The 18,227-nt window shown below is 68.0% G+C and carries 15 protein-coding genes; 7 read left to right on the top strand and 8 right to left on the bottom strand.

The features are described 5' to 3' along the window. Positions 1 to 39: 39 nt before the first annotated feature. From glgC to malQ, 3 genes are read left to right on the top strand one after another with little or no spacing between them, the layout of a single operon-like run. On the top strand, positions 40 to 1,305 hold the full coding sequence (gene glgC / locus F572_RS0107460) for a glucose-1-phosphate adenylyltransferase (RefSeq protein ID WP_018158429.1): 1,266 nt from the start codon (positions 40 to 42) through the stop codon (positions 1,303 to 1,305). Beyond that, positions 1,295 to 3,043, top strand: coding sequence for a glycoside hydrolase family 57 protein (locus F572_RS0107455; protein WP_026143037.1), 1,749 nt, complete (start codon positions 1,295 to 1,297; stop codon positions 3,041 to 3,043). Before glgC ends, F572_RS0107455 begins: the two co-directional genes overlap by 11 nt. Positions 3,044 to 3,046: 3 nt before the next feature. Next, entirely contained in the window at positions 3,047 to 4,522 is a 1,476-nt protein-coding gene (malQ, locus tag F572_RS0107450; protein WP_017942137.1) for a 4-alpha-glucanotransferase, read from the top strand. 107 nt (positions 4,523 to 4,629) lie between these two features. On the opposite strand, the gene F572_RS0107445 is transcribed toward malQ, so the two are convergent. The 5 genes from F572_RS0107445 to mtgA all read right to left on the bottom strand — a co-directional run bounded on the left by F572_RS0107445 (position 4,630) and on the right by mtgA (position 10,611). Next, positions 4,630 to 5,217 carry a hypothetical protein gene (locus F572_RS0107445; protein WP_017942136.1) on the bottom strand — a complete coding sequence of 196 codons (588 nt, stop codon included), beginning with the start codon at positions 5,215 to 5,217 and terminating at the stop codon, positions 4,630 to 4,632. A 598-nt stretch (positions 5,218 to 5,815) separates the two neighbouring features. Then, the gene (locus F572_RS0107440) at positions 5,816 to 6,466 is read right to left on the bottom strand and encodes a class I SAM-dependent methyltransferase (protein ID WP_026143036.1); all 651 of its coding nucleotides are present in this window, start codon (positions 6,464 to 6,466) and stop codon (positions 5,816 to 5,818) included. A gap of 26 nt (positions 6,467 to 6,492) precedes the next feature. Next, complete coding sequence (locus tag F572_RS0107435; protein ID WP_017942134.1) at positions 6,493 to 7,179, bottom strand: zinc metallopeptidase; 687 nt, start codon at positions 7,177 to 7,179, stop codon at positions 6,493 to 6,495. Positions 7,180 to 7,286: 107 nt separating this feature from the next. Then, positions 7,287 to 9,605, bottom strand: a complete 2,319-nt coding sequence (locus F572_RS0107430) for a mechanosensitive ion channel domain-containing protein (protein ID WP_017942133.1) — start codon at positions 9,603 to 9,605, stop codon at positions 7,287 to 7,289. Positions 9,606 to 9,888: 283 nt separating this feature from the next. Beyond that, positions 9,889 to 10,611: a monofunctional biosynthetic peptidoglycan transglycosylase gene (gene mtgA, locus F572_RS0107425; RefSeq protein ID WP_017942132.1), complete on the bottom strand. Its 723-nt coding sequence runs from the start codon at positions 10,609 to 10,611 to the stop codon at positions 9,889 to 9,891. 238 nt (positions 10,612 to 10,849) lie between these two features. Between mtgA and F572_RS0107415 the strand changes: the two genes are divergently transcribed. The 4 genes from F572_RS0107415 to F572_RS0107405 are packed head-to-tail and all read left to right on the top strand — an operon-like array spanning position 10,850 to position 12,312. After that, a complete protein-coding gene (locus tag F572_RS0107415; protein ID WP_017942131.1) occupies positions 10,850 to 11,179 on the top strand; it encodes a hypothetical protein in 330 nt (109 codons plus the stop codon). Further along, positions 11,172 to 11,585: a thiol-disulfide oxidoreductase DCC family protein gene (locus tag F572_RS0107410; protein WP_038034184.1), complete on the top strand. Its 414-nt coding sequence runs from the start codon at positions 11,172 to 11,174 to the stop codon at positions 11,583 to 11,585. The genes F572_RS0107415 and F572_RS0107410 overlap by 8 nt, the downstream gene beginning before the upstream one ends. Further along, positions 11,585 to 11,737, top strand: a complete 153-nt coding sequence (locus tag F572_RS15225; RefSeq protein ID WP_081602024.1) for a DUF2256 domain-containing protein — start codon at positions 11,585 to 11,587, stop codon at positions 11,735 to 11,737. The genes F572_RS0107410 and F572_RS15225 overlap by 1 nt, the downstream gene beginning before the upstream one ends. Beyond that, positions 11,734 to 12,312, top strand: coding sequence for a histidine phosphatase family protein (locus F572_RS0107405; RefSeq protein ID WP_017942129.1), 579 nt, complete (start codon positions 11,734 to 11,736; stop codon positions 12,310 to 12,312). Before F572_RS15225 ends, F572_RS0107405 begins: the two co-directional genes overlap by 4 nt. A gap of 45 nt (positions 12,313 to 12,357) precedes the next feature. On the opposite strand, the gene F572_RS0107400 is transcribed toward F572_RS0107405, so the two are convergent. Genes F572_RS0107400 through F572_RS0107390 form a run of 3 tightly spaced genes read right to left on the bottom strand, consistent with a single transcriptional unit; the run spans position 12,358 to position 18,219 of the window. After that, complete coding sequence (locus F572_RS0107400) at positions 12,358 to 13,935, bottom strand: TolC family protein (protein WP_017942128.1); 1,578 nt, start codon at positions 13,933 to 13,935, stop codon at positions 12,358 to 12,360. Then, positions 13,928 to 17,002 (bottom strand): efflux RND transporter permease subunit, encoded by a 3,075-nt coding sequence (locus F572_RS0107395; protein WP_017942127.1) that lies wholly within the window; start codon positions 17,000 to 17,002, stop codon positions 13,928 to 13,930. The genes F572_RS0107400 and F572_RS0107395 overlap by 8 nt, the downstream gene beginning before the upstream one ends. Further along, positions 16,999 to 18,219 (bottom strand): efflux RND transporter periplasmic adaptor subunit, encoded by a 1,221-nt coding sequence (locus tag F572_RS0107390; RefSeq protein ID WP_017942126.1) that lies wholly within the window; start codon positions 18,217 to 18,219, stop codon positions 16,999 to 17,001. The genes F572_RS0107395 and F572_RS0107390 overlap by 4 nt, the downstream gene beginning before the upstream one ends. Positions 18,220 to 18,227: the final 8 nt, after the last annotated feature.

Here is an 18,227-nt window from a genome sequence, read left to right as displayed (position 1 = left end):
GAACACGTGGGTATCACTCTTTTTGGCAAGGATGGATGCATGACTCCACAACCGCAACGTTACGTTAGCCGCCTGACCCGGGAGACCCTCGCCCTGATTCTGGCCGGCGGACGTGGTTCGCGACTGAAACAATTGACACTGTGGCGGGCCAAGCCGGCCGTGCCCTTCGGCGGGAAGTTCCGCATCATCGACTTCCCCCTGTCCAACTGCATCAACTCCGGGATTCGCCAGGTGGCGGTGGTCACCCAGTACAAGGCACATTCGCTGATCCAGCACATGCAGCGTGGCTGGAGCTTCCTGCGCGGGGAGTTTGGCGAGTTCATCGAGCTGCTGCCGGCGCAGCAGCGCATCGAGACCTCCTGGTACGCCGGGACGGCCGATGCGGTCTATCAGAACATCGACATCATCCGGCAGCACAACCCACGCTATGTGCTGATCCTGGCCGGCGACCACATCTACAAGATGGACTACGGCCAGATGATCGCCTTCCACGTGGAGAGCGGGGCCGACATGACGGTGGGCTGCCTGGAGGTGGAGCAGGAGCGCGCCAAGGCCTTCGGCGTCATGGGCGTGGATGCCGCCAGCCGCATCACCTCGTTTGCCGAGAAGCCGGAGGACCCGGCGCTCATCCCCGGCAGCAAGACCCACTCGCTGGCTTCCATGGGGATCTACGTGATCAACACCGAATTCCTGTTCGAGCAGCTGATCAAGGATGCGGACGACACCTTTTCCAGCCACGACTTCGGCAAGGACATCATTCCCGGCATCATCGAGCGCTACCAGGTGATGGCCTATCCGTTCCGCGACGAGCAGGGCGTGCGCCAGGGCTACTGGCGCGACGTGGGGACGATCGACTCCTACTGGCAGGCGAACCTGGAGCTGATCGGCGTGACCCCTGAACTGAATCTGTACGACTCGGAATGGCCGATCTGGACCTACCAGGAGCAGCTGCCGCCGGCCGGGTTCGTGTTCGATGACGAGGACCGCCGCGGCATGGCGATCGACTCCATGGTTTCCGGCGGCTGCATCATCTCCGGCAGTACCGTGCGTCACTCGCTGCTGTTCTCGAATGTGCAGGTCAATGCCTGTGCCACGGTCGAGGACTCGGTGATCCTGCCAAGCGTGACCGTTGGCGAGAACTGCGTAATCCGCAACGCGGTGATCGACAAGGGCTGCAGGGTGCCGGACGGGACGGAGATCGGGGTGGACGACGAGGCCGATGCCCGCGACTACTTCGTCTCCCCGGGCGGGGTGCGGGTGGTGACGCCGGAGATGCTTGGACAGGCGACCCACCATGTCCGCTGAATCCGACGCAAGGACGGCCCTCGCTACGCAGGCACCACAGCTCGACGTGGTGCTGTGCTGGCACATGCATCAGCCGCAGTACTACGACTCGGGCGCGCGCGAGTACGTGCTGCCGTGGACCTATCTGCATGCGCTGAAGGACTACACCGACATGGCGGCCCACCTGGAGGCCTGTCCCCAGGCCCGGGCGGTGGTGAATTTCGCGCCGATCCTGCTGGAGCAGATCGCGGACTATGGTGAACGGCTGGATGCCGGCATCGGCAGTCGCTCGAGCTTTGGTGATCCGGTACTCGACCTGCTGCAGATGGACATTGTCCCGGTGGATCCCGTGCAGCGTCGCGAGATCCTGCGCGTCTGCCTGCGCGCGCATGCCCCGCGGATGATCGAGCCCTTCCCGCTGTTCGAGCGCCTGGCGGCGCTGGCGCGCCAGGCGCTGGAGGACCCGGTGCTGCTGGCGCACCTGGACACCCGCTATTTCCAGGACCTGGCCACCTGCTACCACCTGGCCTGGCTAGGGGAGACGGTGCGCCGCGCCTATCCGGAGGTACAGGGCTGGCTGAAGGCCGAGACGGGTTTCAACCGCGATGTTCGCGGTCGTCTGCTGAAGCTGATCCGCGACGAGGTGAAGGCGATCCTGCCGCGCTATCGTGAACTGGCGGAGCAGGGGCGTGTGGAACTCTCCTTTACACCCTATGCGCACCCGATCATGCCGTTGCTTCTGGACCTGAACTCGGCACGCGAGGCGATGCCGGATGTCGAGTTGCCGAATGCGCCGGCATATCCGGAGGGCGAGGCGCGTGTGCGCTGGCACATCGAACGCGGTCTGGAGGTGTTCGAGCAGTACTTCGGCTTCCGTCCACGCGGCTGCTGGCCGTCGGAGGGCAGTCTCAGCGAAGCCACGGTGCGCCTGCTGGATGACTACGGGATCTGCTGGACGGCCAGCGGCCAGACCGTGCTGGGCAACAGCCTGGCCGCGGCGGGGCAGACGGCCGAGTCGCATACCGGCTCGGCGGAACAGGAGGGCTGGCTGCACCGGCCCTATTGCCTGGAAGGTGCAAGGACCGAGCTGTTCTTTCGCGATGACGGCTTGTCCGATGCCATCGGGTTTCGCTACGCCGACTGGCATGCCGACGATGCCGTCGGGGATTTCGTGCAACACCTGGAAAATATTGCCGAGGCTTCTCCCGAGGGTGGCGTGGTGCCGGTCATCCTGGATGGCGAGAATGCCTGGGAGTACTACCCGGATAACGGATTTTACTTCCTGCGGGCGCTGTACGAGCGGCTGGCGGAAAACCCGCGGCTGAACCTGTGCACCTTCTCCGACGTCTGCCAGCGTACCGGCCCGCGGACGGAACGTGGTGAACTGCCGGGCATGGTGGCCGGTTCCTGGGTGTACGGGACCTTCTCCACCTGGATCGGCGATCCGGACAAGAACCTGGGCTGGGATCGCCTGATCGAGGCCTGGACGGCCGTGGATCAGGCCATCGCACGGCATCCGGCCCTGGATACGCCGGAGTTGCGCAAGCAGCTGGCGGTCTGCGAGGGGTCCGACTGGTGCTGGTGGTTCGGGGAATACAACCCGGCCGGCTCAGTGAGTGACTTCGAACAACTCTACCGCCGCCACCTCGCACGCCTGTACCAGCTGGCCGACCTGGAAGTGCCGGAGTCCCTGGGCGAGGTACTTTCGGTCGGTGGTGGTGATCCGGCTGCGGGTGGGACCATGCGGAAGGGACAGTAGTCGATGGAGGCGGGTGAGGAGCACTGTAACCCCCTGATGCAGCGGCGCCGGGCCGGCGTGTTGCTGCATCCGGTCTCGCTGCCGGGTCCGGGCCCGGTGGGCACGCTGGGGCAGGAGGCCTTCCGCTTCCTCGACTGGGCACGGGACGCCGGGTTCAGCCTGTGGCAGATTCTCCCGCTGCATCCGCCCCAGGAGGACGGCTCCCCGTATGCGAGTATCTCCGCCTTCGCGGGGGATGTCCGTCTGATCGATCCGCAACGTCTTGGCGAACGCGCGGGCCTGGATGGGCCGGATTCGCCCGTCGAGACCCTGCTGCACGAGGCGCGGGAACGGCTGGAGCAGATGGCCGACGGCTGGGCTCAGGCCTATCAGGCGTTTCGCGACGCTCAGGGGCCGGTGTGGCTGGAGGATTTCGCGCGCTTCGTGGTCATTCGCGCACGCCAGGGCGACCGTCCCTGGTGGGAATGGCCGGCGGGGTTGCGCGACCGTGATCCGGAGGCCCTGGCGGCCGTGGAAACCGAGTCGGGGGAGGCACTGGAGGCCGTGTGTTTCGCCCAGTTCGTGCTGTTCGACCAGTGGCAGGACGTGCGCGAGCATGCGCGCGCACGGGATATCCTGATCCTCGGCGACATGCCCATCTTCGTGGCCCACGACTCCGCGGAGGTCTGGGCCCACCGCGACCTGTTCGATCTGGATGCGACGGGGCACCCCCTGACGGTGGCCGGCGTGCCGCCGGATTACTTCTCCGAGACCGGCCAGCGCTGGGGCAATCCCCATTACCGCTGGGACCGTCTGGCCGAACGGGGGTACGACTGGTGGGTCGAGCGCATGCGCTGGACGCTGGAGACGGTGGATGCGGTGCGGATCGACCACTTCCGCGGTTTCGAGGCCAGCTGGGCCGTGCCGGCAAGCGAGCCGGATGCCACGCAGGGCCACTGGGTGGCGGGGCCGGGTGCCGACTTCTTTGAACAGCTGCAGGACCGTCTGGGCGTACTGCCGTTGCTGGCAGAGGACCTGGGCGTGATCACCCCGGAGGTGACGGCCTTGCGTCTGCGCTTCGACCTGCCCGGCATGCGCATCCTGCAGTTCGCCTTCGAGGGCGGGCCGGACAACCCCTACCTGCCGGCCAATCACGACGAACTGAGTGCCGTGTACACCGGCACCCATGACAATGACACTACCCTGGGCTGGTTCCGTTGCCTGGACCTGGAGATGCAGCAGCATGTAATCGCGACGCTGGACGAGGGCCCGGCCGGAGAGATGCCCTGGCCGCTGATCCGCGCGGCGTTCCGTTCGCCGGCGCAGCTGGCGATCCTGCCCATGCAGGATGCCCTGCAGCTGGGGTCGGATGCGCGCATGAACATCCCCGGTACGGTGGACGAGCGCAACTGGAGCTGGCGCTTCGAATGGAGCGAGCTGCCCGAGGGGCAGACGGACGCATTGCGCGCACTGGCGCAGGAGACCGGACGCCTCGATTGACGGCAGCCCCCGTTGGGGTCCTGCGGGCGCCCGGGTCGAACACAAAAAAGCCCGGCCCCCTCGCGGGAGCCGGGCGTTTCGTCGGGCGGAAGGGGAGGGCTGCGCGATCAGCGCATCATGCCGCCCTGCCCACCCTGTTGCTGCTGCATCTGCTGTTGCAGGCTCTGCATGCGCTCGATCACGTTGTCGATATCGGCGTTCTCCTGGCGCATGGCGGCCATCAGGTCGTCACGCAGGGATTCCTGGGCCTCGCGGATCTCCTGATCCTGCGCGACCGCCTGCTGGGCCTCCTGCAGGTTCATCTGCGCCTGCTGCACGTCCTCGGACTGGATAACCTGCTGGCGCTCTTCGGCGCTCAGGTCCGGATCGCGCAGGCGTTCCTCGGCGGATTCGAGGGTTTCCAGATCGCGGCGCGGCTGGTAGCCGGCGGACTCCATCTTGTCCAGCACCAGGTTTTCCAGTTCTTCGCCTTTCTGCTCCAGCTGCGGGTTGTTCTGAATGGCTTGCTGCTGGGTCTCGGCGAGGGTCTGCTGGAGCTGCTGCATCTCCATCTGCGGGTTACCGCCCTGGCCGCCTTGCATGCCCATACCACCCTGGCCTTGCTGGCCCATCCCCTGGGCCATGACGAGCGGGCTGGCCAGGGCGAGCGCGGCGGCGGCGATCAGTCCGGCGAGGGACTGCGAACGAATCTTCATAAAACTTCTCCTCATAAGTACAGGTATAGCGTAGACAATCGCACTTAACCCCAGCTTAACAAGCGTGGCCCGGTGATGCCGGCGGCAGCATGCGCCAGGTGCCCCGGGTGCCGAGCCGCAACGCCCCGGAAACGCATCACATCAAGGCCAATGCGCTGTCGCGCCCGGCCACGTGGGCGCGCCTTGTCGCCGGTGAGCCGTCTGAGATGCCCATATGGACGTTGGGGGCGTACGGCCTTCCGGGAGGACTCTCCGCTGTTCGGGAAGCCACGCTGAAGGGTTACGGTACCAGTCAAAGAACGGCATGAGGCGGCGTTGTTCCCCGGGCGTGATGGGGTAACCGCATCGGTGTGACGCCCGTTCCAGTCCGGGGGCGGCGATCCGATTGGCCGGGTCGCTTGTGGCCGCATGCCAGTGGCCGCGGCGAGAGGCCTCACCATCGGCCGTAGTCCGCTTCGCGGATGACCACGCCCAGCGGCAGCATCTCCGTTGGCTGGTTGGCTGGTTGGCTGGTTGGCTCCGGAGCCGGCATGGCTCGCTTGCTAGCGCGGATGGGTGTACCCGAAGTCGTCCGGACAAGCCCCGCGCGGGCGGTCGATCATTGCGCACAATCCCGGGTACGGGTGAACAGGGCGATGTCACGCGACGGCAGCTTCAGTGCGCAATCCAGCTGGTCCGCGATCCAGTGCAGGGTCTCGGGCCCGTAGAAGGCGACATGGGTGGGATCGCGGCGGTAATGCCAGCGGCGAAAGCGGGCCGCCTCGGGAGGCCATTCGGTCATCACGGCCAGGATGCCGCCGGGGCGCAGGTGGTCGAGCATGGTCTGCAGCGCCTCCCGGGGACGGTGTATGTGTTCCATGACTTCGGTGCAGGTGACGAAATCCCAGCCGGGGCCGGGTGGGTCGGGCCGGTCGGGCGCAAAGGCCGGGTCCCAGGTGTCCATCCGGTAGCCCTGATGCCGCAGCAGGGTTGCGAGGACCGGTTGTGGTCCGCAGCCCCAGTCGAGGCCGCGAGCGGGCGGCGGCAGAGCCTCGAGCAGTGGCTGTATCACCCGCTGTAAATGGGCCTGGTAGCCCGGATCGTCGGGGCGGTTTTCGTGGGTGCGGTAATACGCACGTTCCGCCTCGCGGTCGGGCCAGTCAGAGGGTTCGAGACTCACCAGGTGGCAGTTAGGACAGCGGCGGTAGTCGCCGGGCGAGGGGTCGCCGACGCCGCGGTGGTGAAACGGTCGGGTGGGATGTTTGCACAGCATGCAGGTGTCCGGTGCGGACGACCTCATCGACGCAGGTACCGGAACCACGAGGCGATGTTCAGCAGGCTCATCAACGATTGTGACAGGTAGGTATAGGCAGCGGCCTTCAGGATGCGTTCGGCATGCGGGTAGTCGGGCGGGTGCAGATACTTGCCGTCGCGGAGCATCGGCATGGCACGCCGGAAGCTGGCATCCAGTTCGGTGGGCAGGGTGATGAAATGGACCAGTGCGGCGAGTCCCATGGACAGCACCCCGGCCAGCAGGAACAGGATCGCGGGCGCCGGGTGACGGGCGAGGATCGTGATAAAGGGGATGGCGACCAGCAGCCAGGCGCCGATCTGCTGTCCGTATCCCGCGACGCAGACCAGGTAGCTGCGCATGCGCAGCGGGGCGTAACCCTCCGCATGCTGGATGGCGTGGCCCACTTCGTGGGCGGCCACGGTGACCGCCGTGAGCGAGTGTCCGTCGTGGTTTTCCTCCGACAGGCGCACGGTGCGGGCGTCCGGATCGTAGTGATCGCCTTTGGTGGTGGTCTCCACCCTGACCTTGTGCAGCCCGTGACGGTCCAGCAGGTCGCGGGCCAGTTCCGCGCCCGTGCCGTCGTAGCGGTCCGCCGGCTGGTGGTATTTCTTCATGACGTGGCGCACCCAGAGGCCCGGTGCCCAGGCGAGGAGCAGCAACAGAGGCGCGAGCAGGATCAACAGTCGCATGGACCTATATTGACCCAAATCCCTCCCTGTCGGAAAGGGTAAGACGGCTCAGGACAGGATGCCGGTTGCCGGGAGGCCAGGATCGGCCTCCGCGGCAACCGTGCGCATCAGTCGTCGGTCTCGTCGTAGTCGCCCTTGTGCTTCGGGTTCGGGCGCGCGCGCCGGTCGTTCGAATAGTCCTGGTCGTCCGTGCCACCCTCCGGGGCGGCCTGGATCATGCGCAGGTTCGCCGCAGGGGCCGACCCGTCCTTCTCCTGACCGAAGTAGATGGTCTGGTGCGGGAACGGGATCTCGATGCCGGCGGCGTCGAAGTGACGCTTGACCAGACGGTTGAAGGCGCGCCCCAGACCGAACTGGGTGCCCGGCAGGGTCTTGATCCGGACCCGCACGTTGACCGAGCTGTCGGCCAGTGCGGTGACCCCGTGGACCTCCATCTCGTCGAGGATGTTCGGACCCTGGTCCGGGTCTTCCTTCAGCTCCTCGAAGGCCTCGCGCAGACGCACGATGACCTCGTCGATGTCTTCGCGGTAGGCCACCCCGTATTCGCCCACGTGGTAGGCGAACTCGCGCATGTAGTTGGCGACCGCATCCACCGAGGAGAACGGGATCAGGTGGTAGGTCCCGGACAGGTCGCGGATGCCGAGCGAGCGGATGGTCAGGCGTTCGACCACGCCGGTGGTACCGGCGACGGTGACCACGTCGCCGACGTTGATCGCGTTCTCCAGCTGGATGAAGACCCCGGTGATCACGTCCTGGACCAGCTTCTGGGCACCGAATCCGATCGCCAGCCCGAGCACACCGGCGCCGGCCAGCAGCGGGCCGATGTTCACGCCGATCTCGGCCAGCACGATCATGGTGGTCATCACGATCAGCACGATGGCCACCGCGTTGCGGAAGATGGTCAGCAGTGTGGCCTCGCGCGCGGTCGGGCCGCCGTCCCCGGTGTTGGGGTTCATGCGGTGCTCGATCCAGCTGGCGAACACCAGCCAGATGGCCAGCACACCCAGCACGATCAAGGCCACCGAGATCGCGGTTCCCAGCAACGCCATGCCGGTATCGGAGGCCAGCCAGGTGGTCAGGCTGAAGGCACCCCAGGCATCTGCGACCACCGCCAGCACGATCAGCAGGATCACCAGGCGCATTACCCGCAACGCCTTCGGGATGTACGAGTTCAGCCGCAGTTCCAGCGACGGGAATTTCTCCCGGGTCTCCTCCGGCACGCGGATCTGGCGGCCAATCAGCTGGGTCAGCAGGTTGGCCACGAAGATGCCGACGAACGCGGCGAGCAGGGTCTGTCCGGTGGCCTTGGCCATGAAGGGCAGGGCGTCTTCCGGGCGGGTGATGCTGACCACGGCCAGGGCCAGGAAGTAGAGCAGGGCGATCCAGTGCCAGGACTTCGCGAGCAGCGAGGTCACGATGCGGGTGAAGGCGAATTCCGCCCGGTTGGCGAGGGCCATCAGGCGGTCATGTACCCGGGTGCGGTTCTGCAGGATGATCACGGCGGCGTAGAGGAAGGCCGTCAGCATCACGAGCAGTCCCAGCGAGCGGCCCGCCTCGGACGAGATCTGGTTGTTGGCAATTGGCACCAGCAGCAACAGGCCGTACCCGATATAGCCCACGATGCGGGCCAGCCAGGCATTCCAGTAGGCCGCCTCGTCCCCGGCCATCGGCAGCAGGCGCAGGCCGTGGTAGCGGGTGGCGAAGATCAGGCGCAGCGCCGCCTTGGTGACCTCGATCAGCAGGAAGGCGTTGAGGAACAGCGAGTGGCGGGTGTTCATTTCGCCCGATTCGCCCAGCACGAACAGCGCCAGGGCATAGCCGGCCAGCCAGGCAAGGATGACGATCAGGAAATCGATGATGGCGGCCAGGGTGACCGCCGGCAGCGCGCGCATCAGGCGCATGTGCTCGGCGGCATTCAGTGCCCAGCGGTCGAGCGCCGTGAACATCGGGGCGCCCAGCCGTCGCAGGATCAGGAACACCGCCACGGTGAACACGATGATGATGGCGAGATCGAGCACGGCCATGCCGAACACGGTCGGTTCGATCGCGCGGACGCGCTCGGCGATGTCCGTGGCAATGTCGTTCAGAGCCCGGACTTCGGCCACCGTGCCCTCGGCCAGCGACTGGGTCAGCTGGGCGATCTGGCGGGCGACGGATTCGCTTTCGCCTGTGTCTACCGGGACGGCATCTTCGGCCGTGTCGCTCTCGCTGGAGCCGCTGTCGGCGCGCAAGGCTTCCAGCAGGCGTTCGCGGGCCTCCTCGTTTTCCAGCGCGTCGATCAGCGTCTGCCGCAGGTCGTTGCCGGATTCCGCCCCGGCCGCGCTGGCGTCCTGAGCGGAGACGGCCCCCAGCGGCAGGGAGAATAGCAGGGCTGCGAGGACGAGCAGGCGGGAGAAGAAGCGAAACGGCGAGCGCTGGTGGGTCACGGCAAACCTCAATGTTCGGGGGCATCCATGGGAGCCGCCCATAATTGCGTCCATGCCGATGGACCCATTGAGCGGCGGTTCGCCCGTGCAGTCAGTGCGAGCAGTCTAAGGGCTGGAAGTTCCCCGCCACAATTCGGGCCAGGCGACCGTGGGCGGGTGCGTCCGGAGATGGCCACGGCCCCTGGCGGGGCCTCGCCATGACGTGGAAAAGCACCGTCATCGCGAGCGCCAGAGGCGCGTGGCGATCTTCGTGACCGACCTCGGCGTTGGTCGGGCACGAAGCTTACTCCAGCAGCATTGGGTCCAGCCAGGCGATGCCGAGCTGGGCCATCTGCTGCTCGACCCAGGCGATGCGCCGATCCAGCTGGGGTCCGGGCTGGACGGGGTTCATGCGGCCCGGGCTGGGCAGGATGGCGGCCAGGCGTGCGGACTGATGCCGGGTCAGTTCCGTCGCCGGCACGCCGAAATAGTGTTGCGCGGCATTCTCGATGCCGTAGATGCCGGGGCCCCATTCGGCCAGGTTGAGGTAGATCTCGAAGATTCGCCGCTTCGGCCACAGGGACTCCATACCCAGCGTGAAGCCTGCCTCCAGCGACTTGCGGACCCACGAACGGCCATGCCACAGGAACAGGTTCTTCGCGGTCTGCTGGCTGATGGTGCTGGCCCCGCGCAGGCGTCCGCCGCGCACGTGATCGCTGACGGCCTGGCGTACCGATCCCCAGTCGAATCCTCGGTGGTTCGGGAAATGCTGATCCTCGGCGGCGATGACCGCGAGCATCAGGTGGCGGGGCAGATCATCCAGCCGCTGCCAGTCCGGGCGCCGGTTCGAGGCGGTCTGCCAGTCGGTGGCCACCACCATGGCCATGCCGTAGGGCGGGTCGACGCGGGCGAACAACACCACCAGCGCGAGCATGGCCCCGACCCCCAGCGCCAGAAGAAACGCAGCCAGCCCGGCCGTCCAGTAGAGCAGGCGGCGCAACGGGCGGCGTTTGCGGCGCGCCCCCATTACCGGCCCCCTGCCTCGCGGGGCGCGCCGGCGGAGTCGATGTTGCGGTCGCGGGTCTCCATGAGGCGCAAGGATAACGCCTGCGCGTGCCGAGCGGGGCGGGTTTCGCGATGCGATCCGGTCTGCCGGCCCGTTGCTGGTCGAACTGTTTTCCGGTTTCGTGGCCCAATGGCGAAGGGGATGCCCGACCGCCCCGAAATCCGCCCCGACAACCCGACCGTTCGCGAAGGAGAGAGCCATGGACGTATTGCCCTATCGCTATGTCACACCCAGTGGCGAGGCCGTGTCCTTCGAGTTTCGCCTGCACCCCGAGACCGGCTCTGCCGTGCGGGTGCAGCAGTTGCTGGATCGCCTGACCGATACGCTGGATAGCGAGATCGGTGTGCTCGGGGATACCTGCAATGGTGACGTGCTGCAGGCGCTTGCAATGGCCCTGGCGGTACGCACCGAGATGATCCCGGCCGATCCCGAGATGACCCAGGGACTCGCGCGGGATGTGGTCGAGCGTGCCCTCCGCTCGCTGGGCGAGGCTCGGCACCAGCAGACCGGGCCGGTGGGACATGCCTGAGCCTTTACGGGACCCGCGCTCGGAGGCTCCGGGCCGGCCGATCGTGTTCTTCGACGGCGGCTGTCCCCTGTGCCGCCGCGAGATCGGCCATTACCGGCGGCTGGACGCCGCCGGGGCGATCGACTGGCGCGACGTCCACGCCGATGCGACCCCGCTGGCCGACTGGGGGATCACGTGGGACCAGGCGATGCAGCGCATGCATGCCGTCAGCCCCGAGGGCCGTATTCGCAGCGGGGCGTGGGCCTTCGTATTGGTCTGGCGGCATCTGCCCTACTATCGCTGGATGGGTGCCGTGCTGCATCGCCTGCCGCCGGTCGTGTGGCTGATGGATCGCGTCTACAACGTGATCGCCCGCTATCGCTGGCGCTCGCGCTGCGACGACGGGGTCTGTCACCCGGATCGCTGATGGCGCACGCCAAGCCGCACCCGCCCGAGAAGATCTGCGCGGTGTGCGGTCGGCCATTCTCCTGGAGACGAAAGTGGGCCCGCTGCTGGGATGAGGTGCGCTACTGTTCCGACGCCTGCCGGCGTCGCCGTACGAGGAAATCGGCGTCATGAAGCGCTCTGTATTCCCGGGGTTCTGGGTCGTGGTGGTGCTGGCGCTCGCGGCGCCGGTGATGGCGGATGATCTCGCGGCGGAACGTGCTATTGCCGAGCAGTTGCAGGAGCCGCACCGCATCCTGCTGATGCGTCATGCCATCGCGCCCGGGATTGGCGACCCGGCGGGCTTCGACGTCACGGACTGCGCCACCCAGCGCAATCTCTCCAACGAGGGCCGCGCACAGGCCCGCGAGACCGGCGACCGCCTGCGCGCCGCCGGGCTGGATTCGATACGCGTGTTTGCGGGGCCCTGGTGCCGGAACCGGGATACCGCCAAGCTGCTGGGCTATGGCGAACCGGAGGTCCTGGAGGCGCTGGGCTCGGTGTTCCGCACCAATGCCCCGCATCGGGAGCGGCGCATGCGGGCGTGGCGCGAACACCTGGCGGAGGAATACCGGCAGGCACAAGGGCCCGCGGTTTACGTGACGCACCGGGCGAACATCATGGAGCTGAGTGGCCGCAGCATTGGTGCGGGGGCGATGCTGGTCGTCGAGATCGACGCGCAGGGCAACGCCCGGCTGGTGGAGAATTAGCCGGGCGTCCCGGTCGGGGCTCGTCGGCTGCGCCTCTCTATTGGGTTACAGGCGGATTTCCACCCGCTCGGCGCCCGGGGCGTCGATGCCGCGGTGCAGCAGCAGGGTGCCGCTGGCGTTCAGCAGTTCGGTGGTGAGCTGACGGAAGCGCACGACCGTCTCGGTCAGGTTCAGGCGGCTCTCCAGCAGGTCGCGCTGGGCCTGGGCCACGGCCAGGGCGGTGCCGGCGCCGACGCGGAAGCGCGTCTGTTCCACCCGCAGGAGTTCTTCCTGCAACTCGATGGTCTCTTCCTGCGCCTGGATCTGTTCGCGGACCCGGGCGGCGTCGAACCAGGTGCCGCGCACGTCCTCGATCGCCAGCTGTTCCAGGTTGGCCAGCGTCTCCTGGATCTGCTGGCGGGTCAGCCGGGCCCGGGTGTGCTCGGCCTCGGCGGCGCGATTGCCGATCGGCATCTCGAAGCGCAACCCGGCCGCCAGGTCGTAGCCATCGCCCTGGCGGTCGCGCCAGGTGCGGCTGAAGCTGTCGGCGTAGCCCGACTGGCCGAGGGTTACGAAAAAATCCAGGCGCGGCAGCAGGCCGTTGCGGGTGCGCACAACCTCCAGCTGGTTGCGCTGGACCCGCAGGCGGGTCTCGTTGATGTCGGCGCGGTGGTCGCGGGCCAGAGCGACGTAGGTGTCCAGCGGTTCCAGTGCGTAGCGTTCCAGCCCGGGTTCCGAGCTGGCCTCCAGCCGGGTATCCCAGAGCCCGCCGTTGCCGCCCTGCAGGAGCCGGGCGAGACTGTCCTGCGCACGGGCCCGTTCGGCGCGGGCATCGATCAGGCCCTGGCGCCGCAGCGCCACCTCGGCACGGGCCGACACGGCCTCGGTCTCGGGGCGGTCGCCAGCGGCGATGCGTCGCTCGGTCTGGTCGAGCTGCTCGCGGGCCACGGCCAGGGCCTCCTCGAAGATGGCGATTCGTTCGTCGGCCAGCACCAGATCCCAGTAGCGACCCTCGACGTCGGTGATCAGCTGTTCGACGAAGCCGCGGACCTCGTACTCCGAGGCCTCCACGTCGAGGCCGGCCTGGCGCAGGCGCACCAGGTTGGATTCGATACGACCGCCCCGGAGCAGGGCCTGGGTCAGCGTCAGCCCCGCCCGGGTGGTGAACTGGGGCGTCTCCACGCGCGAGCTGGAACTGCGCGAGCTGCGCACCGAGACGGTGAGATCCGTGCCGGTCGGGAGCGACTGGCTCAGGCCGGCCTCGCCAAAGCGACGGGTGGTGGTGACTTCGTCGGTTTCGCCGATCTGTTCCAGCTGGCGCACGCTCTGGTCGCGGCTGATTTCCAGCTCGGCGAACAGCTCGGGGTCGAACACCGCGCGTTCCTGCGCCTCAAAGGTGCCCTGGATCGCGGTTTGCAGGCGTTCGGCGCGCAGGCCGCGATTGTTCTCCAGCGCGCGGGCGACGGCCTCTTCCAAAGACAGGGTCTCCTCCGCCACCGCTTCGCGTTCGAACGGCCGGGCGTCCGTCAGTGCATCCGGGGGCAGTGACAGGCGCAGCCCGTCGGAGGCATCCGGCGCTTCAGAGGCGTGGGCCGGGAGGGCCAGCGCGAGCGCGACCAGGAAGGGCAGGGCCGTTCTAGGCATGTTCGGTGGCGCCTCGGTAGACGGGTTGCGGGTGTTCGCCCCGGCGGTGGAACAGCAGGTAGAGCGTCGGGATCAGCACCAGGGTGATCAGGGTAGACGACAGCAGCCCGCCGATCACGACCCGTGCCATCGGGGCCTGGGCCTCGCCCCCGTCGCCCATGCCGATCGCCAGCGGCGACAGCGCGAGGATGGTGGTGAGCGTGGTCATCAGGATCGGGCGCAGACGCTCGCCGGCGGCGGCGACGATGGCGGCCTGCAGCTCCATGCCGTCGTCGCGGTGGCGTCGCGCCATGCGGTCCACCAGCAGGATGGCGTTGTTCACCACGATGCCGACCAGCAGCAGGATGCCGATCAGCGACTGCACGTTGAGGGTGGTGTTGGTGACCAGCAGTGCGCCGGTTACACCAATGATCGCCAGCGGGATGGAGAACATCACGATCAGCGGGTCGCGCAGGGACTCGTACAGGCTGGCCATGACCATGTAGACCAGTAACGTCGCGAGCAGGGTGCCCAGCAGGAGCTCCGAGAACGCGGCCTCCTGCTCCTCGATGTCGCCGGTGATGGAGAAGTCGATCTCCTCCGGCAGCGGGATGTCGGCCAGGGCCGCGCGCACGTCGGCGGCGACTTCGCCCAGCGAACGGTCGCCGATGTGGACGAACAGCGTGCTGATGCGCGCCTGCTCGCGGCGCTGGATGCTGTCCGGACCCATTGCGGGATCGAAGGAGACCAGGCTGCGCAGGGCGACGCGCTCGCCGTCTTCGCTGCGTACCGTCAGGTTCAGCAGGTCGTCCAGGGAGCTCTGGTCGGCGTCGCGCAGCTGCACCCAGATGCGGGTCTCGTCGCCGCCCGCGCGCAACTGCCCGGCGCTGGAGCCGCCCAGGGCCGTCTCCAGGGTCTGGGCGATGGTGCGTACGTCCACCCCCAGATCGGCGGCGCGGTCGCGGTGGATGCGGGTGGCGAACTCGGGCTGGCCGCCGTCGGAGCCGACGCGGGTGTCGGTGACGCCGGGGATGTCGCCCAGCGCCGCCTCGAAACGCTCGACCACCGCTTTCATGGTATCCAGCTCGAACCCGCGCACCTCGATGGACAGGCTTTCCTCGTCCGCGCCGCGCCCGAAGCCGCGGAAGAAGATCCCGCTGGAGGCCCGCACGCGGATCTCGACCCCCGGCGGGCTGCCCAGCGTGTCGCGCAGCGCCGCGGCGATGTCGTCGGACGATCGGCTGCGGCTGTCGCGCGAGCCGACCATCACGCGCATGTTGCCCGAGGCGGGCGAGGAGGCGCGGAATGCCGAGGCGCCGGAACTGGAGACCAGGTTTTCCAGTTCCGGGACCTCGTCGTGGATGATCGCCTCGAGGCCGGCCATGGTGGTGTACAACTCGTTCAGGGGCGTGCCGGGTTCCATGGTGACATGCACCCGGATCTCGCCCTCGTCCGTGGCGGGCAGAAACTCGGTACCCACGCCGCGCAGACCGGTCAGGGCGATCATCATCAGCAGCAGGCTGACGCCGATGACCATCCACGGCTGCGTCAGGGTGCGCCGCAGCAGCCCCTGGTAGCGTTGCTCCATGCGTGCGAGGGCACTCGTGTCCCGCTTCGGCATGGGCGCGCGGGCCATCAGCATCGGGACCAGCGTCAGGGCGACGATCAGCGAGCCGGCCAGGGCAAAGGCGACCACCGCCGCCAGCGGCTTGAACAGCTGGCCGGCGAGTTCCTCGGCGAAGAACAGCGGCAGGAAGATCGCGACCGTGGTCAGGGTGCTGGCGACGATGGCGGGGGCGACGCGCCCGGTGCCGCTGATCGCGGCCTCGGCGGCGGTCTGCTCGGCATGTTCTTCGCGCCGGCGGGCGATGCTCTCGATCACGACGATGGCGTTGTCCACCATCAGCCCCACGCCCAGCGCGATCCCGCCCATGGTCATCAGGTTGAGTGAATGCCCGCCGAAGTACACCAGGCCGAAAGTCGAGATCACGGCTAGCGGGATGGCCGTCGCGGCCACCAGGGTGTAGCGGATGTTGCGCAGGAACACGAGCAGCACCAGTACCGCCAGCGCGCTGCCGTAAAGGATGGACTGGCCGACATTGGTGATGGAATTGCGGATAAAGCCGGCCTCGTCGGTGACGGCGCGGATGTCGATCTGCGGGAAGTCGCGATTCAGGCGCGCGAGTTCCGCGTGCACGGCCTCGGAGACCTCGACGGTGTTGGCGTCGGCCAGCTTGCGCAGCGATGCCTGAACGCCTTCCTCGCCATTGACCCGAAAACGGCGCGTGATGCGCTGATGCGTATCGCGCACGTCGGCCACCTGGTACAGGCGGGTGACGCCCTCGTCGCTGCGTTGCACCACGGTGTCGCGGACTTCTTCCACCGTGCGGAATTCGGCCGGCGTACGCAGGCGGTATTCGCGGCGCCCATCCAGGATGGGACCGCCGGGGGTGATGACGTTGGCGTCGCGGATGCGGTTGCGCACGTCGTCCAGTCCGAGGTCGATGGCCTGCAGGCGCGCTGGATCCACCTCGACCCGGATCTCGCGTTCCAGTCCGCCCCAGACATCCACCGCCGCCACCCCCGGTATGCGCTCCAGGCGCGGGGCAATGCGGTTGTCGATCAGGGTGCGCAGATGAATCGGGTCGAGGCTCGTCCCGATGCCGAGCCGCATGATCGGTGAATCCTGGGTGTCAAACTGGCGCACCAGCGGGCGATCGGCGTCGTCGGGCAGGCGGTCCTCGATGCGTGCCAGGCGGTCCCGCAGGTCGTCCACCGCCTGGCGAATGTCCGTACCCCAGGCGAAGTTGATGCGGACGTTGCTGTTGCCTTCGGCGGAGGTGGAACGGATCTCCTGTGCGCCGGTGATGGCGGCCGCGGCCTGCTCCACGGGGCGGGTGACCAGTTGCTCGACCTCCTCGGCCCCGGCATTGGGGTAGGAGGTCATCACCGTGACCACGGGGTAGGTGATGTCGGGCAGCAGGTCCACCGGCAGGCGGGTCAGGGCAGTCAGGCCCAGGATCACCACGATCAGCGCCACCATGCTGGTCAGCACGGGGCGGTGGACGGTCAGGCGGGCGGGATTCACGGCGTCTGCGCCTCGGGCGCGTCACCATGGCCCGCGATGCGGTCCGGTTCGCTCAGCCGCAGCGGGGTGCCGTCCGCGAGCAGGTGCTGGCCAAGGATCACGACCTCGGTGCCCGGTGGCAGATCGGGCTCCAGCAACTCGACCCAGTCCCCGTCACGGACGCCGGTGACGGCCTGGTGGCGGCGGGCCCGCGGGCGCTCGCCGCTGGGGTCCACACTGAACACGGTGGGGCCAGCCTCGCGCTGGATGATCGCGTCGCGCGGGATGGCGCGTGCGCCGTCGCGTCGACCCAGGGTGATCGCGGCCTCGACGAACATACCGGGGCGCAGGCGGGCGTCCTCGTTGGGCACTTCCACCTCGAGGCGTGCCTGACGCGAGCCGGGCCGGAACTCGGGTGCAATTCGGGCGATGGTCCCGGCGAACGTGGTTTCGGGGTAGGCGCCGGTGCGCACCTCGGCGTCCTGACCGGGAGAAAGCCGGCCGTAGTCGGACTCCGTCACGGCAAGGATCGCGCGGACCGGCTGCAGCCGGACCAGCGCCAGGGCCGGCTCGTTGGCGCTGATGACCGTGCCGGGATCGACATGGCGTTCCGCCACCCAGCGCGTGCCGCTGGAGGCGTCCGCCTCGATGCGGGTGTAGCCGAGCTGGATCTCGCGGGTCCGCAGGGCGGAGCGTCGCTGGCGGATCTGCGATTCGGCGAGGGTCACCCGGGTCTGCGCCAGAGCCAGTTCGGTCTGCGCGGCCTCCAGTTCGGAGCGCGAGGCAATGCCCTGGTCGCGCAGCTCCCGGGTGCGTTGCAGATCGCGTCGGGCGGCATCGCGGCTGGCCAGGGCCTCGGCCAGACTGGCGTCGGCGACCGCCAGTTCTGCCGCCGCCTGGGCGACGTCCTGCTCGAACTCTTCGGTATCCAGGCGGAGCAGGGGATCGCCCGGTTCCACGCGGTCGCCCAGGCTGACGAAGACCTCGGCGACTCGGCCACCCACGCGGGGGGTGATCTCGATGCGGTCGGCGCCCTCGATGCTCCCGGTGAAGCGTCGGCGCTCGATCAGATCACGGTTCTCGATGGCGGCCACCGCCACGGCCACCGGTCGCGTCTCGCCGCCGCCGGGGCGGCCGGAAGGGGCGATGTCGTCCTCCGGGCCGAGCAGCATCCAGCCCAGCAGGCCGGCGGCCAGGAGGAACAGAACCACGGTGATCAGAGTGGCGGGGCGGGGCATCGCAGCTC

Source organism: Thioalkalivibrio sp. ALE14, from assembly GCF_000376845.1.
In the GTDB taxonomy this organism is placed as follows: Bacteria; Pseudomonadota; Gammaproteobacteria; order Ectothiorhodospirales; family Ectothiorhodospiraceae; genus Thioalkalivibrio.
The sequence above is the reverse complement of the archived record's forward strand: the minus strand, read 5'-3'. Positions and strand labels throughout refer to the sequence as shown.